This is a genomic window from Streptomyces sp. NPDC025793 (assembly GCF_055558375.1).
Map to the genome: position 1 here is coordinate 42,913 of NZ_JBVHMR010000030.1, position 23,261 is coordinate 66,173.

Annotated in this window: 23 protein-coding genes; 13 read left to right on the forward strand and 10 right to left on the reverse strand. The window is 71.9% G+C overall.

Going from position 1 to position 23,261, the window contains the following annotated elements; all coding sequences use genetic code 11:
• Positions 1-47: 47 nt before the first annotated feature.
• Positions 48-1,379 carry a lanthionine synthetase LanC family protein gene (locus tag ACZ4MF_RS36520; RefSeq protein WP_467496964.1) on the reverse strand — a complete coding sequence of 444 codons (1,332 nt, stop codon included), beginning with the start codon at positions 1,377-1,379 and terminating at the stop codon, positions 48-50.
• A 159-nt stretch (positions 1,380-1,538) separates the two neighbouring features.
• Here ACZ4MF_RS36520 and ACZ4MF_RS36525 point away from each other — a divergent pair, with 159 nt between their 5' ends.
• The gene (locus tag ACZ4MF_RS36525; RefSeq protein ID WP_467496966.1) at positions 1,539-2,192 is read left to right on the forward strand and encodes a TetR/AcrR family transcriptional regulator; all 654 of its coding nucleotides are present in this window, start codon (positions 1,539-1,541) and stop codon (positions 2,190-2,192) included.
• 111 nt (positions 2,193-2,303) lie between these two features.
• Positions 2,304-3,140 (forward strand): maleylpyruvate isomerase family mycothiol-dependent enzyme, encoded by an 837-nt coding sequence (locus tag ACZ4MF_RS36530; RefSeq protein ID WP_467496968.1) that lies wholly within the window; start codon positions 2,304-2,306, stop codon positions 3,138-3,140.
• 168 nt (positions 3,141-3,308) lie between these two features.
• Here ACZ4MF_RS36530 and ACZ4MF_RS36535 read toward each other — a convergent pair whose 3' ends face one another.
• The gene (locus ACZ4MF_RS36535) at positions 3,309-3,878 is read right to left on the reverse strand and encodes a TetR/AcrR family transcriptional regulator (protein WP_467496970.1); all 570 of its coding nucleotides are present in this window, start codon (positions 3,876-3,878) and stop codon (positions 3,309-3,311) included.
• Positions 3,879-4,020: 142 nt separating this feature from the next.
• Between ACZ4MF_RS36535 and ACZ4MF_RS36540 the strand changes: the two genes are divergently transcribed.
• Positions 4,021-5,352 carry a carboxypeptidase regulatory-like domain-containing protein gene (locus ACZ4MF_RS36540; RefSeq protein WP_467496971.1) on the forward strand — a complete coding sequence of 444 codons (1,332 nt, stop codon included), beginning with the start codon at positions 4,021-4,023 and terminating at the stop codon, positions 5,350-5,352.
• A 219-nt stretch (positions 5,353-5,571) separates the two neighbouring features.
• Here ACZ4MF_RS36540 and ACZ4MF_RS36545 read toward each other — a convergent pair whose 3' ends face one another.
• A complete protein-coding gene (locus tag ACZ4MF_RS36545; protein ID WP_467496973.1) occupies positions 5,572-6,780 on the reverse strand; it encodes a cytochrome P450 in 1,209 nt (402 codons plus the stop codon).
• A 699-nt stretch (positions 6,781-7,479) separates the two neighbouring features.
• On the opposite strand from ACZ4MF_RS36545, the gene ACZ4MF_RS36550 reads away from it, so the two are divergent.
• Positions 7,480-7,683 carry a cold-shock protein gene (locus ACZ4MF_RS36550; protein ID WP_071365560.1) on the forward strand — a complete coding sequence of 68 codons (204 nt, stop codon included), beginning with the start codon at positions 7,480-7,482 and terminating at the stop codon, positions 7,681-7,683.
• An 87-nt stretch (positions 7,684-7,770) separates the two neighbouring features.
• Positions 7,771-9,492 (forward strand): DEAD/DEAH box helicase, encoded by a 1,722-nt coding sequence (locus tag ACZ4MF_RS36555; RefSeq protein ID WP_467496975.1) that lies wholly within the window; start codon positions 7,771-7,773, stop codon positions 9,490-9,492.
• Positions 9,493-9,553: 61 nt separating this feature from the next.
• On the opposite strand, the gene ACZ4MF_RS36560 is transcribed toward ACZ4MF_RS36555, so the two are convergent.
• A complete protein-coding gene (locus ACZ4MF_RS36560) occupies positions 9,554-10,489 on the reverse strand; it encodes a LysR family transcriptional regulator (RefSeq protein ID WP_467496977.1) in 936 nt (311 codons plus the stop codon).
• A 133-nt stretch (positions 10,490-10,622) separates the two neighbouring features.
• Here ACZ4MF_RS36560 and ACZ4MF_RS36565 point away from each other — a divergent pair, with 133 nt between their 5' ends.
• Together ACZ4MF_RS36565 and ACZ4MF_RS36570 are read left to right on the forward strand one after the other, a co-directional pair.
• The gene (locus ACZ4MF_RS36565) at positions 10,623-11,891 is read left to right on the forward strand and encodes an MFS transporter (RefSeq protein ID WP_467496979.1); all 1,269 of its coding nucleotides are present in this window, start codon (positions 10,623-10,625) and stop codon (positions 11,889-11,891) included.
• A 140-nt stretch (positions 11,892-12,031) separates the two neighbouring features.
• Complete coding sequence (locus ACZ4MF_RS36570; protein WP_467496981.1) at positions 12,032-12,904, forward strand: phenylalanine 4-monooxygenase; 873 nt, start codon at positions 12,032-12,034, stop codon at positions 12,902-12,904.
• 51 nt (positions 12,905-12,955) lie between these two features.
• Here ACZ4MF_RS36570 and ACZ4MF_RS36575 read toward each other — a convergent pair whose 3' ends face one another.
• A complete protein-coding gene (locus ACZ4MF_RS36575) occupies positions 12,956-13,618 on the reverse strand; it encodes a DUF998 domain-containing protein (RefSeq protein WP_467496983.1) in 663 nt (220 codons plus the stop codon).
• Between the two features lie 155 nt (positions 13,619-13,773).
• Between ACZ4MF_RS36575 and ACZ4MF_RS36580 the strand changes: the two genes are divergently transcribed.
• Positions 13,774-14,697 carry an NAD-dependent protein deacetylase gene (locus ACZ4MF_RS36580; RefSeq protein ID WP_467496985.1) on the forward strand — a complete coding sequence of 308 codons (924 nt, stop codon included), beginning with the start codon at positions 13,774-13,776 and terminating at the stop codon, positions 14,695-14,697.
• Positions 14,698-14,873: 176 nt separating this feature from the next.
• Here the strand turns inward: ACZ4MF_RS36580 and ACZ4MF_RS36585 are convergent, their stop codons facing one another.
• On the reverse strand, positions 14,874-15,482 hold the full coding sequence (locus ACZ4MF_RS36585; protein WP_467496987.1) for a TetR/AcrR family transcriptional regulator: 609 nt from the start codon (positions 15,480-15,482) through the stop codon (positions 14,874-14,876).
• Positions 15,483-15,575: 93 nt separating this feature from the next.
• Here ACZ4MF_RS36585 and ACZ4MF_RS36590 point away from each other — a divergent pair, with 93 nt between their 5' ends.
• Both ACZ4MF_RS36590 and ACZ4MF_RS36595 read left to right on the forward strand, forming a co-directional pair.
• Complete coding sequence (locus ACZ4MF_RS36590) at positions 15,576-16,007, forward strand: nuclear transport factor 2 family protein (RefSeq protein WP_467496989.1); 432 nt, start codon at positions 15,576-15,578, stop codon at positions 16,005-16,007.
• Positions 16,004-16,843, forward strand: a complete 840-nt coding sequence (locus tag ACZ4MF_RS36595) for an NmrA family NAD(P)-binding protein (RefSeq protein ID WP_467496990.1) — start codon at positions 16,004-16,006, stop codon at positions 16,841-16,843. Before ACZ4MF_RS36590 ends, ACZ4MF_RS36595 begins: the two co-directional genes overlap by 4 nt.
• Positions 16,844-16,903: 60 nt before the next feature.
• Here ACZ4MF_RS36595 and ACZ4MF_RS36600 read toward each other — a convergent pair whose 3' ends face one another.
• Entirely contained in the window at positions 16,904-17,752 is an 849-nt protein-coding gene (locus ACZ4MF_RS36600; RefSeq protein WP_467496992.1) for a LysR family transcriptional regulator, read from the reverse strand.
• Between the two features lie 106 nt (positions 17,753-17,858).
• Here ACZ4MF_RS36600 and ACZ4MF_RS36605 point away from each other — a divergent pair, with 106 nt between their 5' ends.
• Together ACZ4MF_RS36605 and ACZ4MF_RS36610 are read left to right on the forward strand one after the other, a co-directional pair.
• The gene (locus ACZ4MF_RS36605; RefSeq protein WP_467496994.1) at positions 17,859-18,584 is read left to right on the forward strand and encodes an SDR family oxidoreductase; all 726 of its coding nucleotides are present in this window, start codon (positions 17,859-17,861) and stop codon (positions 18,582-18,584) included.
• A gap of 441 nt (positions 18,585-19,025) precedes the next feature.
• A complete protein-coding gene (locus ACZ4MF_RS36610) occupies positions 19,026-19,991 on the forward strand; it encodes a DUF1152 domain-containing protein (protein ID WP_467496996.1) in 966 nt (321 codons plus the stop codon).
• Positions 19,992-20,018: 27 nt separating this feature from the next.
• Here the strand turns inward: ACZ4MF_RS36610 and ACZ4MF_RS36615 are convergent, their stop codons facing one another.
• The 3 genes from ACZ4MF_RS36615 to ACZ4MF_RS36625 form a co-directional block, all read right to left on the reverse strand.
• The gene (locus ACZ4MF_RS36615) at positions 20,019-20,405 is read right to left on the reverse strand and encodes a nuclear transport factor 2 family protein (RefSeq protein WP_467496998.1); all 387 of its coding nucleotides are present in this window, start codon (positions 20,403-20,405) and stop codon (positions 20,019-20,021) included.
• A gap of 136 nt (positions 20,406-20,541) precedes the next feature.
• Positions 20,542-21,249: a B3/B4 domain-containing protein gene (locus tag ACZ4MF_RS36620; RefSeq protein ID WP_467497000.1), complete on the reverse strand. Its 708-nt coding sequence runs from the start codon at positions 21,247-21,249 to the stop codon at positions 20,542-20,544.
• A gap of 444 nt (positions 21,250-21,693) precedes the next feature.
• The gene (locus ACZ4MF_RS36625; RefSeq protein WP_467497001.1) at positions 21,694-22,530 is read right to left on the reverse strand and encodes an EamA family transporter; all 837 of its coding nucleotides are present in this window, start codon (positions 22,528-22,530) and stop codon (positions 21,694-21,696) included.
• Positions 22,531-22,646: 116 nt separating this feature from the next.
• On the opposite strand from ACZ4MF_RS36625, the gene ACZ4MF_RS36630 reads away from it, so the two are divergent.
• The gene (locus ACZ4MF_RS36630) at positions 22,647-23,219 is read left to right on the forward strand and encodes a helix-turn-helix domain-containing protein (RefSeq protein ID WP_467497003.1); all 573 of its coding nucleotides are present in this window, start codon (positions 22,647-22,649) and stop codon (positions 23,217-23,219) included.
• Positions 23,220-23,261 lie beyond the last annotated feature (42 nt).

Genomic DNA, 23,261 nt, shown 5'->3' on the forward strand with positions numbered 1-23,261 from the left:
TGGGCCGAGATCGTTATGGATTACTTGTCTTGAATGGGACTGGTCGCTCATGCACCCGTACGTGTAACGCGCAGGTGTGTCGGCACGGCCCACCACTGGTCCGGGCGGTCGACGACCGGGGCGTCGGGGCCGGTCTCGCCGTACCGGGCGAGGCGCAGAAGGTAGGCCGCGATGCCTGCCGCGCCCTGCATCCACGTCGTGCCGGGCGGCAGCAGCGGCGGGTCCTCGCGGTGTTCCAGAAAGCGCCAACGGGCGCCCGCGCCATCCCTGATGACCCGGTCGACCAACGCGTCACCCATCCTGTGCGCGGCCCGCAGCAGGGTCTGTCTCCTCTCCGGCGCCCGGCAGTCCTGGGCCGCGTCCAGCAGGACGTCTCCGACGCCCGCCGTTCCGCAGCAGCGGCCGTCGTTGTCCCAGAAGCCGGGACGGAGGCGTTCCGGCAGACCCGAGGCGAGGATCGAGGTCATACAGCGGTGCCGCAGTTCGTCGACGTCGTGGCCGGCCACCTCGGTGACCCCTGCGTGCGCCAGCGCGGTGAACAGGTGGGAGGTGCCCGCCGGGCCGTGGCACCAGGTGTACGTCACCGGTTCCACCTCCCGGCGCGACGGCGGGATCGTGTGCGGGACGACGAAGCCCGCGTCCTTCAACGACCCCACCGAGAGGACGTGCCGGGCGCCCGCGACCGCTGCCTCGACGAAGTCCTCGCGGTCCAGGGCGGCGCCCGCGACCGCCAGAGCGGCCGCGACCCCGGCGGTTCCGTGCGAGTAGTTCGGCGCCCTCGACGCCGCCCCCGGTGTCATGCCCCAGTCGAGGCCCGCCTCCGTGCGGTCCGCCGCCCGCAGCAGGGCCTCGGCTCCCGTCGTCGCGATCGCGTCTGTGAACTCGCTCTTCGCCCAGACCGCCGTCATCACCACGCCCGCGGTGCCCATGATGACGTCGGTGAGGGGCGCGTCGGAGCCCGGCTCGAAGTCGAGCGTGGTCTTCCATCCGTCGCCGGTCGCCAGGGCGGCCAGCCGCCGCAGCGCCACCGCTTCCTCGCCCGGGGCGAGCAGTCTGAGCGCCGTCGCGTCGCCCGCGAGGCCGTCGTACAGCGAGGGTTCCGTTCGCTGCCCGGCCTGGGCCGACAGTCTGGTCACGATGCCGGTCGCCAGTGCCGTTTCCCGCGCGTTCAGCTCCCGGTACTGCGCGATCTCGACCAGCACCGGGGCCAGGCCGGCGATCCCCGCGTACAGCGAGTCGCGGTCCTGGGCAGGTGACGTGGCCTCAGGACCGCCCTCCACCACGGCCTGCACCAGCCACGGGCCCTCGTCCTCGCGCACGTGGTCCAGCACCCACGACCACGCGGCCTCGCCCACATCCCGGTATGCGTCGCTTCTCACCAGGCCACGCTACAACCGCCGGATGCACCGGCCCGTGCGGTGCGGTGTTGCCGGTCCGTCGGTTCCGGCGGTCGCGGAGGGCCGGTCAGGACGTTCCGTGATAACTTCTAACGGAACCTTCAGTATGTAGCCGATGGTGCGGGAACGGGGTGGCAGGGCATGGGCGACACCGGTGCGCAGACGCCCCGGGAGCGCTACCGCGCCCAAGTGCAGGCGGAGATCAAGGAACGCGCCTGGGAGCAGATCGCCACGGCGGGCGTGCCCGCGCTCTCCCTCAACGCGGTCGCCAAGCAGATGGGCATGAGCGGGCCCGCGCTCTACCGCTATTTCGCCGGCCGCGACGAGCTGATCACCGAACTCGTCCGGGACGCGTACCGCAGCCTCGCCGAAACCTTCCGTGCGGCCTCCGACACCGGCGCCGACCTGGCCGGGCTGGCGCACGCCCTGCGCGACTGGGCCCTGGCCGATCCCCAGCGGTACTTCCTCATCTACGGCACCCCCGTGCCCGGCTACCACGCCCCCGAGGACACGACGGGGCTTGCCGACCAGATCATGACGACCCTGCTCGACGCATGCACGGCGCTCGTCGAGGACCGGCGCGCGACACCGTTCAGCACGCACCTGGAGGGCAACCGGCACTGGGCCGAGGGCCACCCCGCCCCGCCCACGGCCCTCCACCGGGCCCTCACCTTCTGGACCCGGCTGCACGGCGTGCTGTCCCTGGAACTCGCCGGCCACTTCACCGGAATGGGCTTCGACCCGGCTCTCCTCTTCGCGGCCGAACTGGACGACCTGCTGTCACCCCGGACCTGACACCGTGTCCGCGGGCGCACGGGGGCTTGCCGCGCGCCCCCGAGTCTGGTTGGGTTCCAGCGCCACAGGCACGTGGGGCGTGCCGGGCAAGTGGGGAGCGGAGCAGGCAACGTGCACACGACGGGACAGCTGGACGGCTCGTGGCCCATACCCGAGGGGCTCTCACGGGCCATCCGGGACACCGCCGAGGAGATCGCCACGCTGGTGCGGAGCGCGGGCGACACGGGGCGTGCCGTGCCGGGGTCGCAGTGGACCGTCGGCGAGGCGGCCGCCCACCTGGCCATGGCCAACGAGCTGATGGCCGACCTCGCAGCCGGCCGGGAGCGCCCCTACGGCGACGGAACGCCCGAGAGCCTCGCCAGGGCCAACGCGGAGTCCCTCGCCGTCGTCACGGAGCGCCGGGCGGAGCCTCTCGCGACGATGATCACGGAGCAGGCCGAGGCGTTCCTGGACGCGCTGTCGCGCCATGCGGCCGACGGCCCGGCGCCGGCCACGCCCATGGGGCTGATGGACCGGTCCGTCCTCGCGTCGTACCTGCTCACGCACATGCTCGGCCACGGCTACGACCTGGCCCGCGCCCTGCAGCGCCCACACATGGTCGACCGCGCACGGGTGGGCCTGTGCATGCCGTTCATGCTCTCGGCCATGCCTCGCGTCACGAACCCCGCGGTCACGGCCGGGCTCACGGCCCGTTACCGGATCCAGCTGCGCGGCGGCGCGGCATTCGGCGTCTCCCTGGCCGACGGCGCCGTACAGGTGACGCCGGTGACACCAGGAGCACCACTCCGGCGCCCGCACTGCACCATCCTGCTCGATCCCGTCGCCTTCCTGCTCATCGCGCTGGGCCGGCTGAATCCCTGGCGCGCCATCGCCCGGGGACAGGTCCTCGCTTGGGGCTCCCGGCCATGGCTGGCCACCCGCTTCCCTACGCTGTTCACCGCGCCCTGAACCACGTCCCCGACGGCCGCGCACGGCACACCGGACCCGCCGGGCCGAAGCCGCCGACGACACCCTGAAGCGAGCGGCCCGGCGGCCCACGTCCGCCGCACCCCGACCCGGACCCGGGATCGAGGAGATCCCCCGGTCCCGACACGGTCGGGCCGACCGCAGCACACCTCATCCGTCCGACGTCACCGCGTCCCCGATGAGACGGCGGGCGGCCGCGTCCGTGCGGGCGGCGTCATGGGTCACCAGGCGGTCCTGGCACAGCCCCCGCAGGCCGGAGACGAGCAGGGTCGCCCCCGCCCGCGCCTGCTGCGGCGAATGACCCAGCCGCGCATACGCGTCGGCGATGGGGCCGACCATCACCTCGACGCTGTCGGCGGCGAGGCTGCCGTACTGCTCCGGATCGGTGGCGGCCAGGCTGAGCAGCTGCAGCAGCATACGGATCGACCGGGACTGCTCTCCGACGGTCATCGCTTCCCACAGGCCCTGGGCAGCCGTGCGCAGGCCGGCGGCGTCCTGGACGTCGTCGAACATCGCGCGGGCGTCGGGGCGGCAGGCCGCCAACGCCTGGGCCAGCAGGTTCTCGCGGCTGCCGAAGTAGTACAGAAGCATGCGCTTGGTGGTGCCGATCGACTCGGCGAGCGGACTCAGCGACATCTGCGCGAGGCCGTGGTGCTGCAGGTAGTGCACCACCTGCTTCAGCAGTTCGGTGCGCTTTTCGGCGTTGACGGGTCGGGCCACGACTTTGACCGTACCGACCGGTACATGTATTGTCCAGCAGGAATAGATGTTCCGATCGGTACATTAATCGGGTGGTTCTGTGAGACACCGGATCGAGCGTCAGCGGGGCATGTCCTCGGCCAGGGCACTGGCGGAAGCCCTGATGATCCCGACACTGCTCTTCCTCGGCCTGCTGTTCTGCTTCCCCACGGCCTTCCACGAGCCTCGGCCGCACCACGCGGAGGTGGTGGTCGCCGACCCCGCGCTGGAGCGCAAGGTCGACGCCTCGCTGCAACAGCGGCACCCTGGTTGGTTCGACGTCACCGCCGCCGCGGACGCCCGCGAGGCCCGCCGGGCGGTGCTGGACCGTACGGCCGTGGCCGGCTACGCGGCCCAGGGGACAAACGCCGTGCTGTACGTGGCCGAGGCCAACGGCACGGCACTTGAGCAGGCGCTCGCCAAGGGGTTCACGACGGTCGCGGCGCGCCATCACCAGAAGCTCACGATCACGGACGTGGCGCCCACCGTGAGCAAGGACGAAAACGGCACGACCCCGGTGTACTTCGCAGTCGCCTGGAACGTCCCCGGCTACATACTCGCCACGACCCTGCTGCGAGCGGTGACGTTCAACCGCCGCAAGAAGATGCTCGCGATCGTGGCGGCCTCTGCCCTCTTCAGCGTGGTGGGCTTCCTCGTCGGCGCAGGGCTGGGCTACTTCCCCTACGAGCCCTCGGCCCTGGGCATCGCCTTCCTGCTCAGCACGGCGGTGGCCACGTTCTCCCTCGGCATGGCGCCTTTCACCAAGCAGTTCTTCCCCCTCGCGGGCCTGGGTCTGTACATCGTGCTGAGCGTCCCCTCCAGTGGCATCGCCCCCGTCCAGCTCCTGCCCGCGTTCTTCCAGGGCCTGCACGCCGTCATGCCCCTGGGCAACGCGGTCGACGCCCTGCGGGGGGTCCTGTACTTCAACGACGTGGGAGTGCTCAGGCCGGTCCTCGTACTGTGCGCGTGGATCGCGGCGGGCATGTCCCTGTTGGGCCTCGACGCGTGGCGGCACCACCGCGCGGCCGTACCACTGCCCGGGGAAAGCGGGCGGGAGGACGTTCCGGAGCCGCCGGTGGAGGACCCGTCCGTGGAGGCACCTTCACCCACGGCGCTTCCGGTCCACCCGCACCATTTCGGCGAGCAGTTGCCGATGCTCGAAGGCACCGTGCGCGACGACGGGGAGCAGCCCCTCCGCCACGCCGCGGTGACCATCATGGACGCCGGCGGCCGACAGTTGGTGCGGACCTCGACGAACGTGCGCGGCCAGTACGCCGTGACCGGCCTGCCCGAGGGGTACATCAGCGTCGTGGCCTCATACCCCGGGCGAAATCCGGTCGTTCACCAGAGGCTGTTGCAGTCCGGTGCGGCCGTCCGGAGCGACTTCACCATGCACGACCGTCACAGCGGGTCGCCGGCCCACCCGGCTCACACCGGCCGCTCTGGCCGAGCGTGATCGTCCGGGCGGTGAAGGCAAAGTGATCGGGATGTCGTCCACGCCGCAGTCGCCGGGCAGCGCCGTGGACGTGGAACGACCGGTCGAAGCCCATGGTCGGGCTCGGTTGCCGCGGACGCCTCGGCCCCGGCGTGCCTCCCGCGCCCGAAGCGGGCTCGGTGGTGAGAGCCGTCCCTCCGTCGCACGCGCGGCGCTCCTCGGAGTGTCTCGGACGGTCGGTCACCAGGCGACGGGCAGTTCGGCGAGGCAGTGGAAGACGGGGTTCTCACGAAAACGGAGCCGGGACGCCTCGCAGGCCAGGCGGAGGGTCGGCAGCCTGGTGAAGAGGGAGTCGAGAGCGAGTGTCACCTCCAGTCGGCCCAGCGACGCGCCGAGGCAGAAGTGGGCGCCATGGCCCCACAGCAGATGACCCGAGGCATCGCGGTGGATGTCGAGGCGTTCGGGGTCGGGGAAGACGCTGGCGTCGTGGTTGGCGGCGACGAGGCTGATCATCACCGACTCGCCCTCCCTGACCAGCGTCCCGCCGATCCGGACGTCCTCGGTGGCCTGACGCACGACGCCGTCCTGGATGATCGACCAGAAACGCATCGACTCCTCCACGAACTTCGGCAACAGAGCCCCGCTTTCGGCCAGGACCTCGGCGCGCAGTGCGTCATCGGTCAGCAGGCTCAGGGTGCTGACGGCGATCTGCGTGGCGGTCGACTCGTGGCCGGCGATGAGCAGCAGCTTGAGGATGGCCAGGAGATCGGCACGGTCGAGTTCGCCGGTGGCCACGTGGTCGCGGACGAGACGACTGACCAGGTCGTCACCGGGGTCGTGCTCCTTGGCGCGCGCGTTCTCGTCGAGGAAGCCGATGATGCGGTGGTGCGCGGCAAGGGAGAGCGCCGGATCGTCGTCCGTGAGCAGGATCTGCGTCTGCTCCAGGAAGAACGCGGTGTGCTCGTCCGGAATCCCCATCAGCCGGGCGATGACCAGGGCCGAGACCTTGGCAGCGAAGTCCCTTACCAGGTCGGCGGGTTGCGGCCCGGCTGCCAGCGCGCCGGCCGCCTGGTCGGTCAGCTCCTGGATGCGGGGGCGCAGCGCGCGTACCCGGCGCACGGTGAACTCGGGGGCGACCATCCTGCGCAGCCGACCGTGCTCCGGATCGTCCATGCGCAGGAATCCGCTCGGCCGGTCGTCGGCGGGCACGGGGATGCGCAACGGAAAGCCGGGCCGGGTCTCGTCGGCGCTCAGCCGGGGGTCCTTGAGCGCGGCCTTCACCTCCTCGTAGCGGGTGATCAACCAGACCAGCTGTTCCGCCCCGGCGCCTGCCGGCAGACGGACCTGCGTCGGCGGGCCGTCACGGACCACGCCGAGGGCAGGCGGCGGCGACATCGGACACGTACGGGCCAGCGGCCAGTCGAGCGCACTGGTGTACACAGCGGGCATGATCCTTCCCTTCATCTCGTACGCATACCCGCCCCACCCGGCATGCCCGGCGGCGGGCGCCCCGACCGGACCACACCAGCACCCCCCACTGACACCGCAGTGACCAACGGCTGACACCCGGCGCCGGTCCACCTGGATCACCCGGCCGACGCCGACCGACGAGCGCGCATCACTGACGACGGTCTCTCCGGCGAGGTTGGACCCGGACGCCACGGCGTGACATCGCATCCGGCGTCGGCGAGGGCGAGCGAGAACGCGGTTCCCCAGGAGCCGGCTCCGTGGGCGGCGCCCTGCCGCAGATCGAGTACGGCGGGCAGGACGATCGCCCTGTTCCACGAACCTGATGGAGCTGCCACGTTCCATGACCTGTCGGCGGCGCGTTCTCGCCTGACCGGGTTGGTTCTGGCGCCTGACGGAACACGCTTGATCGCCTCCGTGCAGTCGGTCGACGAGGCGGGTACCGGGCACGTGACGAGGCTCTGGGAGGTCGATCCCTCGGGCAAGGACGAGAGCCGCCTCGTGACTCGGTCCGTAGAGGGTGACGGAGGACTGCTGACGCCGGGCTGTGCTAAGGTTCCGGAGTTGCAGTTGTGGTACCCATGAACCTATGTGCGCCTGACAGGAATGTTTCTCCTTCAGGCGCATTATTTGTTTTCCGGCGTCTCCGGATGGGGCCTCTGCCTACAGAAGGAGAAGATCATGGCTCAGGGAACCGTGAAGTGGTTCAACGCCGAAAAGGGTTTCGGCTTCATCCAGCAGGACGGCGGCGGCCCCGACGTCTTCGCGCACTACTCGAACATCGCGACCCAGGGCTTCCGTGAGCTCCAGGAGGGCCAGCGGGTCTCCTTCGACGTCACGCAGGGCCAGAAGGGCCCGCAGGCGGAGAACATCATCCCCGCCTGATCGCCGGACGCGTATCCGCTCACCGGGGTCCATACCGTCATGGTGCGGACCCCGGTTTGTGCTGTTTCCAGGAAGGCAGACCACCGCATGTCCCGCAGGCCCCAGAAGCCGAACCGGCGCGCCTCGTCACCCTCACCGGCCGTGTCCGCGCCGAGGGAATTCCGGCTGCCGGAAAGCACCACACCCGCTCTTCCCGCCGTCGAGGACTTCGCCGCTCTGGACATGCCCGCAGGGCTGCTGAAGACCCTCACCGCCCAGGGCGTGACCGTCCCGTTCCCCATCCAGGCCGCCACACTGCCGAACTCGCTCGCCGGTCGTGACCTGCTGGGACGGGGACGCACCGGCTCCGGCAAGACCCTCGCGTTCGGGCTGGCGCTCCTGGCCCGCACGGCGGGACTGCGGGCGGAGTCCAAGGCTCCCCTCGCCCTCGTGCTGGTGCCCACCCGTGAACTCGCCCAGCAGGTGACGGACGCGCTCACCCCCTACGCCACGGCGGTGAACCTGCGACTGGCCACCGTGGTCGGCGGGCTGTCCATCACCAAGCAGGCCGGCACGCTCCGCCGCGGCGCCGAGGTCCTCGTGGCGACCCCCGGCAGACTCAACGACCTCGTGGAACGCGGCGACTGCGTTCTCGACCAGGTGCGCATCACGGTGCTGGACGAAGCCGACCAGATGACCGACATGGGCTTCCTGCCGCAGATCACCAGGCTGATGCAGCGCGTACGGCCCGACGGACAGCGCCTGCTGTTCTCGGCCACGCTCGACCGCAACATCGACCGTCTGGTGCGGCAGTTCCTGACCGACCCGGTGGTCCAGTCCGTGGACCCCTCCGCGGGAGCGGTGACCACCATGGAGCACCACGTGCTCCACGTCCAGGACGAGACCGACAAGAAGGCCGTCACCACGCGCATCGCGGCCCGTGACGGCCGGGTCATCCTCTTCCTCGACACCAAGAGGTCCGCCGACCGGCTCGCCAAGCGGCTCCTGGCCGTCGGCGTCCGCGCGGCCGCACTGCACGGGGGCCGCTCCCAGCCGCAGCGCAACCGCACCCTGGAACAGTTCAAGAACGGCCAGGTCACCGCCCTGGTGGCGACCAATGTCGCGGCCCGGGGCATACATGTCGACGACCTCGACCTCGTCGTGAACGTCGATCCCCCCACCGACCACAAGGACTACCTCCACCGCGGGGGTCGCACGGCCCGCGCCGGCGGCTCCGGCAGTGTGGTCACGCTGGTCCTGCCCACGCAGAAGCACGACGTCACCCGGCTCATGTCGGACGCGGGCATCCGCCCCCGGACGGCCCGCATCACCTCCAGCGACGCGGCACTGGCCACCATCACCGGCGCCCGCGAGCCCTCCGGTGTGGCCGTCACCATCGAGGTCCCCCAGCAGGCGACACCGCCGGCGTCCGGCCCGGACCAGAAGACCGGCACCAAGCCCGGCAGGCGATCCGGCCGCCGCCGTAACGGCGGCGGGGCCAAGCCCACCACGGGTGCTGCCAACAGCGCGGGGAGCCGGGGCACCGAGCGTCAGGCCGCGGCCGGGGCGAAGGCCTCCGAGGGCACCTCCGCAACCGCCCGGCGCGGTTCGGCCCGCCGGGCGGGCTCCGGTGGGGCCCCGGGCGGTGGCGCCGGTGGCCGCGGTTCCGCCCGCCAGGCAGCCACCGATGGGGCGACCGGCACCGCCTCCGGCAAGGCTGTGCGCGGATCCGGCCGGCGGACGGCGCCCGGCGCAGCCACGGGTGGCGCCGCCGGGGCCAGAGGCCGTGGCTCCGACCGCCGAGGCGGCCGTCGTCCCTCCGCCACCTGAGCCTGATCGGGTGCTGTCGGAGCGAGCCATCCGGCCGCGGTGATCCCGGACGCGGCGACGCTCAGCGCGGGAGCACCCAGTGCGGCGTCCAGGTCCCGGCCGCGTCGTGACGGGACGCCGTGGCGGCGAGGTGGGCGCGCAGCGTGGCCAGGGCCGGGTGGGGGTTGTCGCGGTGCCACAGGAGCGAGTGCGGGTAGACGGGCATCGGGTCGGTCACCGGGATCCGACGCAGGCCGTGCCCGGCGGGCCAGACGAGGCGGGTCTGCTCGCTCATGAAGGTGGCCAGGGCCGGGGTGTCGGCGACGGTGTCGAGGAGCGCGTCGGAGCCGAAGTTGGGGCCGGTCGCCTCGATGGTGAGGCCGAACTCGGCGACGAGGTCGTCGTAGTAGGCGGCCCATTCCGAGCCAGGGACGATGCCGGGCATCCAGATCCGGTGCCCGACGAGCTGAGCCATCGTCACCGAGCGGGCGCCCGCCAGCGCGTGGGCAGGGCCGGTCATGAGCTGGAGCGGCTCGTCGAGCACCCGGATGGACTCGATGTCCTCGGGAAGGGGCCGACCGGGTGCGGCGACGGCGCGGAAGGACGCGTCGATCGCACCGGACCGGATGGCGGCGACGGCCGTCTCGATGTCGAGCAGCATCAGCACGTCGAGGTCGATCTCGGGGTGCGCGTGGTGGAAGCCGCGCATCAGGCCCGACGCCGCGCCGCGTGAGGAGATCATGTCGACGCGCAGGGGACGGCGGCCGGTGCGCACGGACGCGACCGCGCGCTCGGCGACGCGCAGCAGCTCGCGCGCGTGGGGCAGGAACGCCTGCCCGTCGATGGTGAGCTCGGCGCCGCGCGCGGTGCGGGTGAACAGCCGCACGCCGAGGGTGCGCTCCAGCGCGGCGATGCGCTTGGAGACGGCCTGCTGGGTGACCGCCAGCTCGGCGGCGGCTTCCTGGAACTGCCCAGCGTCGGCGGCGGCGACGAAGGTCCGGACGGTGTCGAGGTCCATGCGGACAGCCTATGGGTACAACTCCTGGTTGTACCCGAGAGCCCCGTGGTTGTTTGATCCCAGGCTATGGCGCTCGCTTTGATGATTCCGGTCGCGGATCGGTTGTGCGGGTGAGTGGCGAGGAGCACCGGGTATGAGGAGCGGGGACCGGCTGGGGCATCTGCTCGGAGGTCGGCTGGGGCGGCCGTTCGGATGGCTCTGGGGAGCATACGGGACGAGCGCGCTCGGCACGTGGCTCGCCTTCGGCGCGTTCCCGCTGATCGCCGTCCGGGTGCTGCACGCCGGACCCGCCGAGGTCGCCGCGCTCTCCTCCGTGGGGGCTGCGGTGGGCGCGGCCGTGGCGGTGCCGCTCGGTCCGTGGGTGGAGTTCCGCCGTAAGCGGCCGGTGCTGATCGCGATGGACCTGGTGCGGTTCGGGGCGCTGCTGACGATCCCCGTCGCGTACGCGCTCGGCGTGCTCGGCTTCCTTCAGCTCCTGCTGGTCTCCGTCGTCGTCGCGGCGGCGGACATCACCTTCCGCGCCGCGTCCGGCGCGTACCTGAAGACGCTGCTGCCGGCCGAGGACCTGCTCGTCGCCAACGCCCGGTTCGAGTCCACGGCCTGGACGACCACGATCATCGGACCGCCGCTGGGCGGCGCGGCGATCGGGCTCCTCGGTCCGGTGGCGACGGTGGTGGCCGACGCGGTCAGCTACCTGCTCTCGGCCCTGGGCATCCGCGCGACGGGCGGCCACGAGCCGCGGCCCGAGCGCCGGGAGGCCGCGCGCATGCGGGCCGTGGACCTGCTCGACGGCTGGCGGTACATCCTCGCCGACACGACACTGCGCCCGCTGTTCTTCAACACCGCCTTGTTCAACGGCCTGGTGATGGCCACCCAGCCACTGCTGGCCGTCCTGATGCTCGGCCCACTCGGGTTCGCGCCGTGGCAGTACGGCCTCGCCTTCGCCGCGCCCTCGATCGGCGGACTGCTCGGTTCACGGCTGGCCCGACCGCTCGTCACCCGGTACGGGCAGCACCGGACCCTGGTCGTGGTCGGGGCGCTGCGCGCGCTCTGGCCCGTCGGCCTGGCTTTCCTCGGGCCGGGCACCGGCGGGCTGCTGCTGGTGATGGGCGTGGAACTCGGGCTCATCTTCTGCTGCGGGGTCTTCAACCCCGTCTACGCCACCTACCGCCTCGACCGCACCGCGACCGACCGGGTCACCCGCACACTGTCCGCCTGGACGGTGACGACCAAGGCCTCGACCGCGCTCCTGACGGCCGTCTGGGGTGTGCTGGGCGGCCTGCTCGGCCCGCGTACGGCCATCGGCCTGGCCGGTGTGCTCCTGCTGGCGACCCCGCTGCTGCTCCCCCGCCGCGCGCCAGCGGCTGTCCCCGAGCCGGAGCCGGGTCCGGTCACCCCGTAGCAGCGCCCCGCCGAGAACCCTCGCCGAGGGCACCCACGAGCGGGCGTCCCGGAGCAGGTCACCGCCTGGATCGCGCCACATCCTGTTGGCGACCGGGCGCCGAGATGTGTGCCCTTCTGCCCGATGGGAGGATCGGGTGCGTGAGCGGTATTCCCGTGCGAACGCCCATAGCGGCCGACGGCCGGATGGGCGTGGCTGCCCAGCACCCTGGGCTGAGCGATCCGGGCTACCTGCTGCGGCGCAGGACGATCGCCGCGGCCGCCCGCGGTCACCGGGTCGGTGATCCCTACCCGACGGTCGACTACAGCGAGGGCGAGGAGCGGACCTGGCGGACCGTGCACCGGGCGCTGCTCGGCGCCCAGGACGCGCATGCCTGCCGCGCCGCGCTCGGCGCCCGGGACCAGGCTCCGATCCCTGCCGACCACATCCCGCAGCATGCCGAGGTCGGCTCCCACCTGCGCCGGCTGACCGGCTTCGACTTCACCCTCGCGGGAGGAGTCGTCGCGAACAAGCGGTTCCTGGGTTCGATGGCGGCCGGCTACTTCCACGCCGTCCAGTTCGTGCGCCACCCGGCCGTGCCGCTGTTCACCCCCGAGCCCGACATCATCCACGACGTCTTCGGGCACGGGATCCACCTCTCCTCCCCCGCCTTCGCCGACATCTACCGCCTGTTCGGCCAAGCCGCGGAGCGCATCGAGCGCGAGGACGTCCTCCAGATGATCAGCGACGTGTACTGGTTCACGCTCGAGTACGGCGTCCTGGAGGAGAACGGAGCACCCAAGGCCTACGGCGCGGCCCTGCTCTCCTCCTACGGAGAGATCAGCCGGCTGCACGCATCCCGCATCCGCCGGCTGGACATCGACGCCATGCTCGCCACCCCCTACGACGTCGGCGGCTACCAGCCCGTCCTCTTCGCCGCCCGCACCCTCGACGAGGTCACCGACACCCTCGCCGGCTTCCTGGACAGGCTCGGCGACGACACCGCACCGCAGCCCTGCGCCGGCAGACCGTAGAGCGCCGTTCGACGGCTCAGCACATGTCGACGCACGCTGGAGGAGCGGCCGTCAGGCCCGCGCCGGGTCATGGTGCGGCTCCGTGCGAGTCGCCCGGTGGAGCAGACCGCGGACACCGACGAACAGCGCCCACGCGAGGAGGGGAAACGCCGCGGCCCGCTCCATTCCTCCCATGCCGAGTCCGAGGTAGCGGTGGGAGAGGAAGAGCCCGAACGACGTGATCGCCGTCGCTCCCAGCAGACTGGTCGCCCAGCGCAGCGGCCCCGGTGCTTCATCCGCCAGGCCGACTCCCGTCAGCACGAGGCCGATGTTGCCCAGGGCCATGATGAGCAGCGCACCGAGGACATGCTGGTTCTCGTGGACGTCCGCAGGCGCCAGCCCGGCCACCGCGAACCCGACTCCGGCGCAGGCCACCAGGGACCGGGCCGCCCTCGCGGTCGCGCCTCTGCCCCACACGGTCCCGGCGCAGACGGCGCCGACGACCAGGAGCGTCCCCAAAGCCACGAACGAGGCGTTCATCACGCCGTGTTCGGGCGAGCAGACATAGCGTGGTTCTGGTGCCGACTGCAGCGCACAGCGAACGTTGCCCAAGTCGCTGATGTTGTTCCGCGCCCAGCTGTACGGCCTGCTCCAGGCCGACTCGACGATCACATGGGCCACGAAGAACTGCGCTACACCTGCGACCCACGCGACGTATCCGATCCGAGCCTTCAACTCTCCGCCCTTCTCGCACGGTTCACGTGCGAACAGCGGATCATGCACGGCCGGCCTCGGACACTCCGGCAGGCCCCCGGGCACGAGGTAGGGCAGACCCGCCCCACGGCCACGGTACGAGCGGAGGACGGCTGCCGGTTTCGTACCCTGGCGGTATGCGCACGCGCCCCACTCTGAGCTGGACCCCCACCGAGGACCTGCCGCCGGGCACCACGGATCTGAAGCCGGTCGCCGATGTGCTGCGCACGGGCGGTGTGCTGGTGCTCAGCGGTGCGGGCATCTCCACCGAGTCGGGCATCCCCGATTACCGGGGCGAGGGCGGGAGCCTGAGCCGCCACACCCCGATGACCTACCAGGACTTCACCACCAGCGCCCGGGCGCGGCGCCGGTACTGGGCGCGCAGCCACCTCGGCTGGCGCACCTTCGGTCGCGCCCGCCCCAACGCCGGGCACCGGACCGTGGCCGCGTTCGGGCGCCACGGCCTGCTCTCGGGTGTGATCACCCAGAACGTCGACGGCCTGCACCAGGCCGCCGGCACCGACGGCGTCGTGGAACTCCACGGAGGTCTGGACCGGGTCGTCTGCCTGTCCTGCAGTGCCCTCAGCCCGCGCCGCGAACTCGCCCGGCGGCTGGAGGAGGCCAACGCGGGCTTCGAGCCGGTGGCCGCCGGGATCAACCCGGACGGCGATGCCGACCTCACCGACGAACAGGTCCGGGACTTCCGCGTCCTGCCCTGTTCGGTGTGCCGCGGCATCCTCAAGCCGGACGTGGTGTTCTTCGGCGAGGCCGTTCCGCCGCAGCGGGTGGAGCACTGCCGTGAGCTGGTCCGTGGGGCGACCTCGCTGCTGGTCCTGGGCTCCTCACTGACGGTGATGTCCGGGCTCCGGTTCGTCCGCCAGGCGGCCCAGGCCGGGAAACCGGTCCTGATCGTCAACCGGGACCCGACCCGGGGCGACGGGCACGCCCTCACCCGGGTCGCACTTCCGCTGGGCGACGCCCTCACCACCGTGGCCGGCCGACTGGGCATTCCCGTCGACGGCGGTCCGACGGCAGAACCGGTGAAGCCCTCAGCGCCGTAAAGCGCTGCTCGCCGCTCGGCGGAGCGGCGCATTGAGATCTTCGGCCCGGTCGATGCCGGACGCCTGGGAGGCGCGCTGGAGTTACTCGTTCTTCCCGCGGACGGGCTCGAAGCGGTGCGTTCCATCGGGCATGGTCCGGACGGCTGACGTCGGAAGCCGACCCGTCCCGGCCGTTGTCAGTGTTCGGCGATCGGCCCTTGTCCGGAGCCGGTGCTGAGGACGGAGGCGGTGAACTTCGCCAGCTTCTCCCGCAGTTCCTCGCGGGGCGTGCCCTTGCCGCCGGTCAGGTATTCGACGAGGTCGGCGCGGGTCGCGGCGAGCAGGGCATGGGCGGTGAAGTCGCTGTCGGCCAGGCCCGGAATCCGGTCCAGCGTGTCGCGGAGCAGCGCGTGCCAGCCCTCGTAGTGCGCGGTGGCGTAGGGGCTGTCCGCGCCGGTCTGCTCCAGGGCGAGTGCGAGGTGACGGTTGTCCAGTTTCAGACACAGGACGGCGTCGAGCAGGGCCGGGACGCGCTCCAGTGGCGGGGCGGCGGGGCCCAAGGGCGGCGGGCCGACCGCGACGGCGTCCATGATCGGTTCGAGGCGCGCTTCGTAGAGCGCGCGGATCAGCCCGGTGCGATCACCGAAGGCACGGAAGAGGGTGGCCTTGCCGACTCCGGCCGCCGCCGCGATGTCGGCCATGGTGACGCCGTCGGGGCTCTGGCACTGGGCGAAGAGCGTGTCGGCGGCGGCGAAGACGGCCGCACGGTTGCGCAGGGCGTCCTTGCGCTGTCGGCGCTCGGTCACGTGGTTCCTCCTTTGCGATCCGGACCCGTGGTCCGTATCGTAGCGCCCACCAAACCGGACCATGGGTCCGGATCGTATGGGACGGAGGCACCCATGCCCACGCACCGCTCGCCGGAACAGCTGTACCGTCACAGCCTGCGGCTGCTCCTCGACAAGGACATTGACGCCTGGGCGGCCCTGTGGGCCGTCGAGGACGGCGTGATGGAGTTCCCCTTCGCGCCGCCGGGCTGGCCCCGACGGCTGGAGGGCCGGGACGCGATCGCCGCCTACATGCGCGGCTACCCCGACCACATCGACCTGCACGACTTCCCCGACCTGCGGATCCACCGGACCACCGACGTGCAGACCATCGTGGCCGAGATGCGCGGCCTGGGCCGTCTGGTCGAGACAGGGGCGCCGTTCGACATGACCTACATCGCCGTGGTGACCGTCCGCGAGGGACGGTTCGCCTCCTACCGGGACTACTGGAACCCCCTCGCCGTCCAGCAGCCCGGCCTGGACTTCGCCGGGAACGGTGCGCGATGAGCCACACCCTGGTCATCGGGGCCACGGGCACCACCGGCCGGCGCACGACCGCCGCCCTGGCCGCCGCCGGCCACCTCGTCAGGGCCGGAAGCCGCCGGGCCACCCGGCTCCCGGGCGCGGAGCCGGTCCGCTTCGACTGGTACGACCCCGCCACCTTCGGCCCCGCCCTCGCGGAGACCGACCGCGTCTACCTCGTCCCGCCCCCGGGCGACCCGGACCCGGCCGAGGTCATGCTGCCCTTCCTCCGCGAGGCTCGGGCCGCCGGTCTGCGACGTGCGGTACTGCTCAGTTCGTCCGCCATCCCCGAGGGAGGACCGGGAGTGGGAGCCGTGCACCGCCGTCTGCCCGACCTGTTCGACGAATGGGCGGTGCTGCGGCCCTCCTGGTTCATGCAGAACTTCACCGGCACGCACGCCCACGCCCACAGCATCCGCGAGGACGGCGTCATCCTGACCGCGGCCGGTACCGGACGGATCGGATTCGTCGACGCCGACGACATCGCCGCCGTGGCCGTACACGCCCTGACCGACGACCGCGCGCCCCATGCCGACCTCGTCCTGACCGGCCCGCGGACCCTCGGCCACGACGACATCGCCGCCATCGTCACCGAGGTCACCGGCCGCCGCGTGGCGCACCGGCATCTGACGTCCGAGCAGTTGCGCGACCGCCTCGCCGCGCAGATGCCGCTGGAGTTCGCCACGATGCTGGCCGGCATGGACCGCGCCATCGCCCAGGGAGCCGAGGACCGGATCACCGACACCGTCCAGCACCTCACCGGACGCCCGCCGAACAGCTTCCGCGAGGTGGCGCAGCGGGAACTGGCGCGCCACGGCTGAATCACGTCGGCGACGCGGCATCCGGCCGGCGGGTGCGTGAGGGGAGGTGCGGGCGGGCGTTCAGTGACGTGTCGCGGCCCGGACGAGGCCCGCGACGGCTCGGGAGCGGCTGTGGGGCGGCCACGCGATCACCGTCGTGACCGCCGGCGCGTCCAGCACCGGCACGGCGGCGAGATCCTCGCTCAGCTGCACCCGGCAGGACTCCGGCGCGATCCAGCAGGCGCGGCCGAGCGCGATCAGCTGGAGCAGTTGCGCATGGTCGCGAGCCCGCGGCCCCGGGCCTTCGGGGTACGCGCCGTCGGGGCCCGGCCAGCGCGGCAGCGGCAGGTCGGACAGCTCGGTGACCTCGGCCATCCGTACATGGGTCCGGCCGGTGAGGGGATGCCCGGCCGGCAGGACCACGACCTGTCCCTCCGTGCGCAGTTCCTCGATGTCGAAGCCGGCCGCGGTGTCGAACGGCAGGTGCAGCAGGGCCACGTCGGCCCGGCCGTCGCGCAGCAGTCGTTCCTGCTCGCCGATCCCGCACAGGAGCAGGTCCACGGTGACCGCATCGGGTTCGGCGGCGTAGGCGTCGAGCAGTTTCGCCAGCAGTTCGCTGGAGGCGCCGGCCTTCGTGGCGAGGACCACGCCGGGCCGGCCGGTCGCGGCGAGGGCGGCGCGGCGGGTACGACGCTCGGCGGCCTCGACCGCGTCCAGCGCCGCCCGGGCCTCCCGCAGGAGCACCGACCCGGCCTCGGTCAGGGTGACCGCGCGGCTGGTGCGTTCCAGCAGCGACGCGCCCAGACGCCGTTCGAGCCGATGGATCGCCCGCGACAGCGGAGGCTGCGCGATGCCGAGCCGCTGCGCGGCCCTCCCGAAGTGCAACTCCTCGGCGACGGCGACGAAGTACCGCAGCTCCCGTGTCTCCACGCCGCGATGCTACCCGGCCCCCGACCGGGATCGATACCCGTCAGGTATCGCTGCCCACCCATTCGGTGTTGGCCGGATCGGGCGAGGCCCGGAGAGGATCGGCCGTATGAACGAACAGACGATCGCGCTGGTGACCGGCGCGAACAAGGGAATCGGCTACGAGATCGCGGCGGGTCTGGGCGCCCTCGGCTGGAGCGTCGGTGTCGGCGCCCGGGACGAGGAGCGGTGCGAGGCCGCCGTGGCTAAGCTGCTGGCGGCCGGCGTCGACGCCTTCGGCGTACCGCTCGACGTGACCGACGACGCGAGCGTGGCAGCCGCCGCCGGGCTGATCGAGGACCGCGCCGGACGCCTCGACGTGCTGGTCAACAACGCCGGGATCACGGGAAACGCGCCACAGACGCCCACGACGGTCGACCCCTCGACGGTGCTGGCGGCCGTGCAGACCAACGTGATCGGTGTCATCCGCGTCACCAACGCGATGCTGCCGTTGCTGCGCCGCTCGCCGTCGCCGCGCATCGTGAACATGTCCAGCAGCGTCGGCTCCCTCACCCGCCAGACCACGCCCGGCGCCGAAACGGGTCCCATCTCCGTCGCTTACGCGCCCTCGAAGACCTTCCTCAACGCCGTCACCGTCCAGTACGCCAAGGAGCTGAAGGACACGAACATCCTGATCAACGCCGCCTGCCCCGGCTTCTGCGCGACCGACCTCAACGGTTTCCGCGGTGTGCGCACCCCGGAACAGGGCGCGGCGGTCGCGATCCGGCTCGCGGCCCTGCCCGACGACGGTCCGACCGGCGGGTTCTTCGAGGACGCAGGGGAAGTGCCCTGGTGACGAGGTGACCGCACGCCCCACCGGCGAGCGCGGCATTCCGCCGGTGAGCAGTGGCGTGCCCGAGCCCAGTACGACGCCAGGTGCAGGGTGCCTCCGCTGCCGCTTCCGGGGCGTTCACTCCTGCGCGGGCGGGCGGAGGCCGTCGACGGTGACGGAGGCGGCCTGGGACGGTGTCGTGACAGGTCCGGCCCGACTCGTGCCGGGCGCGTTCCCGCCCTGATGTGCCGTTGCGCCGCAGGGGGGTAGTAGCCGCGGTAGACGGTGGGACGAGGCACCTGGGCCTCGTCGGCGATCCGCTGCATGCCCGCCGCTTGGTTTCGCGGCGTCGGCCACTCCATGCGGGCGGAGACCGAGTCCCGGGTCGTCCCAAGTCCGGTACCGGAGCCACTCGTTGACCGGACCGCTGTCCGGGTGGCGCACCGGCCTTGTTAGGTTCTGCTGATGTTCTCGTTGCGTGAGCCCGCCTTCTTCACCCGCCTGCGCGAGGCGCGCCGGGTCCTCGTCGCCGGTGCGGGCGGGGGCTTCGACGTCTACGCCGGGCTGCCCCTGGCCCTCGCCCTGCGTTCGGCCGGGGCGGAGGTCCACCTGGCCAGTCTGTCCTTCTCCGACCTGTACGGCCTGGACCTCGACTCCTGGGTCGCGCAGGACGTCGCCGCTGTCCGCCCGGACACCCCGCTGCGCGGCGACTACTTCCCCGAGCGCTCGCTCGCCCGCTGGCTGCGCACGCGCGAACTGCCCGACACCGTCTACGCCTTTCCCCTCACGGGCGTCCAGCCGTTGCGTGCCGCCTACCGGGCGCTGCTGGACCACGTCGGCGGGGTGGACGCAGTCGTGCTGGTGGACGGCGGCACCGACATCCTGATGCGGGGGGACGAACACGGGCTCGGCACACCGGAGGAGGACATGGCCAGCCTCGCGGCGGTCGCCGGGCTGGACGAGGTCCCGCACCGGCTCGTGGCGTGCGTGGGCTTCGGGGTGGACGCCTACCACGGCGTCAGCCATTCCCTCGTGCTGGAGAACCTGGCCCGCCTGGACCGCTCGGGCGGCTACCTGGGCGCTTTCTCACTGCCCCGCGAAAGCCTTGAGGGCGCCGCCTATCTCGACGCGGTCGCCCATGCCCAGGACTGCCATGCCAGTCATCCCAGCATCGTGCACGGATCCGTCGCCGCAGCCGTACGGGGAGAGTTCGGCGACGTACGGTTCACCGAACGCACCCGCGACAGCGAACTGTTCGTCAACCCGCTCATGGGGCTGTACTTCTGCGTCGACCTGCTCGCCCTGGCACGCGCGAACCTCTACCTCGACCGCCTGGAACGCACGGTCCTGATGCGCCAGATCAGCACCGCCATCTCCGACTTCCGCGAGGAACTGCCCCGCCAGCGACCCCCTCGCGCCTTCCCGCACTGACCGTGCGGGCGACCCGGCAGCGTGTCGTCAGTCCTCCAACGCCCGGGCGATGGGCAGTGTGTCGTTGGTCTGCTGGAGCCGCACGATCCAGCCGTCCCGCAGCGTGAAGAAATGGGCGAACCGTGAGGTGACGTCCCGTCCGCCACGTGTGACGCCGACGTAGCGGCCGAGTGTGATGACGCGGTCGCCGGCCTCGTGGAACTCGTCGGCGATGGCCCGGAAGCTGGAGAACAGGGACAAGAAGCCGAAGAAGTCGTCGACGATGCTGTCCAGCCCGTCGTACACGCCGCCGTTGGGGAACCCCTCCACCACGTCCCACTGCGCGTCGGGCGCGACCAGCGACCTGATCACCGCGAGGTCCCCCTCGGCGTCGTAGAAGCGGCGGACGACATCGATCTGCGGCGAGTCGGGCATGGCCTGACCTCTCTCCCTCTCCCTGACGGGTCCAGGACGACGAACACCGGGCGCATCAATCCTTCCCCCTTGAATCCGCGTCCCACTCAAAGAGGCGTGCCGAGCGTGGAGTGCGGCACGGCACGGCGCCATGGAATCAGGCCGTCGCCTGGGGCTGTTGCGGGCTGAGGCAGTGCACGGCCGTCTGCTGGGCGTGGGGGGCGAGGAGGCCCTGGAGTTCGTCGGCCGCGACCTTGAGGAGGTCGCCGTCCCGGTCGGCGTGGAGGGTCTCCAGGACGAAGGCGACGTGGGTGGAGTCCTCGGTGACGCGGGTGCGGTGGGCGTCGCGGTGGTTCCAGTGCCGGGTCAGGACGATCTCGCTGTCCGCGTAGACGATCTCGCCCGGCTTCGGGGTCTCGACGGTGTCGGGCTCGCCGAGCGGGGTGAAGGACTCGGTGCCGTCGGCGTGGCGGATGTCGACGGCACCGGTGACGTGGTCGAGGTCGAAGGCGCCGCAGGGCAGGCCGTGGCGCACGGAGACGGCGTTGTAGGAGTCCACGGCCGGGTTGATGCGCGGCAGGCCGCCCTTCTTCGCCATGCGGCGGCCGAGCGCGTCGACGCTGGGGCGGATGCGGCGCGGGTTGGTGCCGAAGGAGCGGTAGGCGGTGTGCCAGGCCTCGATCCGGGGGTCGGCCTCGTCGGCGGGGGCCCAACTGCCGTCGGCGAGCTGCTGTTCCAGTTCCTCCAGGGCGGTGACGGTGTGCGGCCAGGGCTCACGGCCGCGCAGACCCGTGGCGGTGACCACGGCGATGAGGGTGCCGGGGAAGGCTTCGGCGACGGCGGGGGCGATGCGGAAGACGGTCATGGGCGGGTTCCGATTCGTGTGTGGGGTGGGTGGTCGGGCGGGGTCAGGGCTTCCAGGGGCCGACGCGGTCCGGGCTGCACGATCGCGCCGACGCACCGTTGTCGGCCCACGGTGGCCGCGTCGAGGGCCGCGGTCCCGCGCTGTGGGGCGGTCGGCGACGGCGGTGCGGTGCTCGACCGGCCTGTGATCGTCGTACGTGAACTTGGCACGTACGTCGGCGATTTCGGGGCGCGGACCGCGAAATGCCGGAGTGCGGCCGGTCGTACGACGGCTGGTCCACGGCGCAGCAGGTCCGCCTCGGCCTCGCCGGACTGCGTGCGTCATGGTCGTCGGCGATCCAGGTGAGCCATTCGGCCTCGCCGAGACCGGGACCGGCGTCACAGCTCTCGATGAACATTCCGGTCGCCTTCCATGGGGACGGCTACGGGGGCGGACGTACAGGGGTCAGGCGAGTGCCAGCAGACTGACCGCGGCTACCGCGGTGCCCAGACCGACCAGTTGGCCGCGGAGGATGCGTTCGGCGAGGACGCCGCGGGCGAGCAGGATCGTTCCTGCCGGGTAGAGGGCGGTGATCACGGCGACGACGGTGAGGTCACCGCTGCGGGCGGCGAGCAGGAAGAGCAGGTTCGCCATGGAGTCCAGCACACCCGCCGCGGCCGACATCCCGTACGCGGGCCGCTCGTCGCCGAGCCTGCGGCGCAGCGCACCGGCAGCGGCCAGAGTGACGGCCGAGGAGACCGCGCGGCCCATGATCAGCGGCGCCACTCCGCTGTCGGCGGGTGCCTGGTGCAGGCAGATCAGCTGGAGCGCGATGGCCGCGCCCGCGCCGAAGGCCAGCAGCAGTGCCGTGCGCGAGGGACGCACCGCGCCCGCGCCGTGTCCGGCGCTGACCAGCACCACCGCGACCAGCGCGACCGGCAGACCCACCAGTCCGGCGGTGCTCAGGTGCTCGCCCTGGAGCAGACCGACGCCGACGGGCAGTGCGGCGGATACCAGCGCGGTGACGGGCGAGAGCACGTTCATCGGGCCGATCGCCAGGGTGCGGTAGAGCAGGACGAACGCGATCGCCGAGGCGACCCCGGACGCCGCACCCCAGCCGAGGGCCGCGCCGCTGAACGAGGCGCCGAGCACCGGCCACAGCGGCAGCTCCACGGCGAGGCTGGCCGGCGCCGCGACCATCACGGTGCGCAGCACATGAGCCTTTCGGGCCCCCAGCCCGCCCAGGAAGTCGGCGCATCCGTAGGCGAGAGAGCTGCCCAGGGCCAGCAGCAGAGCGATCACAGCACATCCCTTACTATCAATGGAACGGCTACACGGTACAACGAATCGACCGAGTGATGCCAACAAAACGACCGTGCGGTCCATCACTCCGACCTGCGCACAAGGATGGTGATCAGGTGGCCGAGGCAGGCGCCGCACTGCGGACGGTCGCACACAACGTCCGGACGGCCCGGGTCCGCGCGGGCCTGTCCCTGGAGGAGCTCGGCCGCCGCGCCCAGGTCAGCAAGGGCGCCCTGGTCGCCCTGGAGAAGGCACAGGGCAACCCCAACCTGGCCACCCTGGTCCGGCTCGCCGACACCCTCGGCATCTCGGTGTCCGCCCTCATGCAGGGGCCGCACGAGGGCAGGGTCCGGATCGCGGCCGTCGACGACGTGGCCCCGCTGTGGACCGGCGAACTGGGCAGCGAGGCCCGGCTCATGCTGACGACCTCGGGCCCGGCCCCGGTCGAGGTGTGGCGCTGGCGGCTGGAGCCGGGCGAGGAGTACCCGAGCCATCCCCACCAGGCGGGGGTCGTGGAGACGATCAGTGTCACCTCAGGCGTGATGACCCTGGTCGTCGACGGCAGCGAGCACATCCTGGAGGCCGGCCGGACTGCCACGTTCGACGGCGACACCGCGCACACCTACCGCGGCTCGGGCACCGAGACCTGCCACCTGATCATGACGGTCCACCTGCCACCGGCCCCGTGACGGCACTTTGGTCGTGATGTGCCGACGAGATGTGCCGACGAT

Excerpts from the sequence above, each read along its gene's own strand:
- ACZ4MF_RS36525 (WP_467496966.1), top strand. The coding sequence starts at position 1,539 with ATGGGCGACACCGGTGCGCAGACGCCCCGGGAGCGCTACCGCGCCCAA.
- ACZ4MF_RS36540 (WP_467496971.1), top strand. The coding sequence starts at position 4,021 with ATGATCCCGACACTGCTCTTCCTCGGCCTGCTGTTCTGCTTCCCCACG.
- ACZ4MF_RS36545 (WP_467496973.1), bottom strand. The coding sequence starts at position 6,780 with ATGCCCGCTGTGTACACCAGTGCGCTCGACTGGCCGCTGGCCCGTACG.
- ACZ4MF_RS36550 (WP_071365560.1), top strand. The coding sequence starts at position 7,480 with ATGGCTCAGGGAACCGTGAAGTGGTTCAACGCCGAAAAGGGTTTCGGC.
- ACZ4MF_RS36555 (WP_467496975.1), top strand. The coding sequence starts at position 7,771 with ATGTCCCGCAGGCCCCAGAAGCCGAACCGGCGCGCCTCGTCACCCTCA.
- ACZ4MF_RS36560 (WP_467496977.1), bottom strand. The coding sequence starts at position 10,489 with ATGGACCTCGACACCGTCCGGACCTTCGTCGCCGCCGCCGACGCTGGG.
- ACZ4MF_RS36565 (WP_467496979.1), top strand. The coding sequence starts at position 10,623 with ATGAGGAGCGGGGACCGGCTGGGGCATCTGCTCGGAGGTCGGCTGGGG.
- ACZ4MF_RS36580 (WP_467496985.1), top strand. The coding sequence starts at position 13,774 with ATGCGCACGCGCCCCACTCTGAGCTGGACCCCCACCGAGGACCTGCCG.
- ACZ4MF_RS36590 (WP_467496989.1), top strand. The coding sequence starts at position 15,576 with ATGCCCACGCACCGCTCGCCGGAACAGCTGTACCGTCACAGCCTGCGG.
- ACZ4MF_RS36595 (WP_467496990.1), top strand. The coding sequence starts at position 16,004 with ATGAGCCACACCCTGGTCATCGGGGCCACGGGCACCACCGGCCGGCGC.
- ACZ4MF_RS36605 (WP_467496994.1), top strand. The coding sequence starts at position 17,859 with ATGAACGAACAGACGATCGCGCTGGTGACCGGCGCGAACAAGGGAATC.
- ACZ4MF_RS36610 (WP_467496996.1), top strand. The coding sequence starts at position 19,026 with ATGTTCTCGTTGCGTGAGCCCGCCTTCTTCACCCGCCTGCGCGAGGCG.
- ACZ4MF_RS36615 (WP_467496998.1), bottom strand. The coding sequence starts at position 20,405 with ATGCCCGACTCGCCGCAGATCGATGTCGTCCGCCGCTTCTACGACGCC.
- ACZ4MF_RS36620 (WP_467497000.1), bottom strand. The coding sequence starts at position 21,249 with ATGACCGTCTTCCGCATCGCCCCCGCCGTCGCCGAAGCCTTCCCCGGC.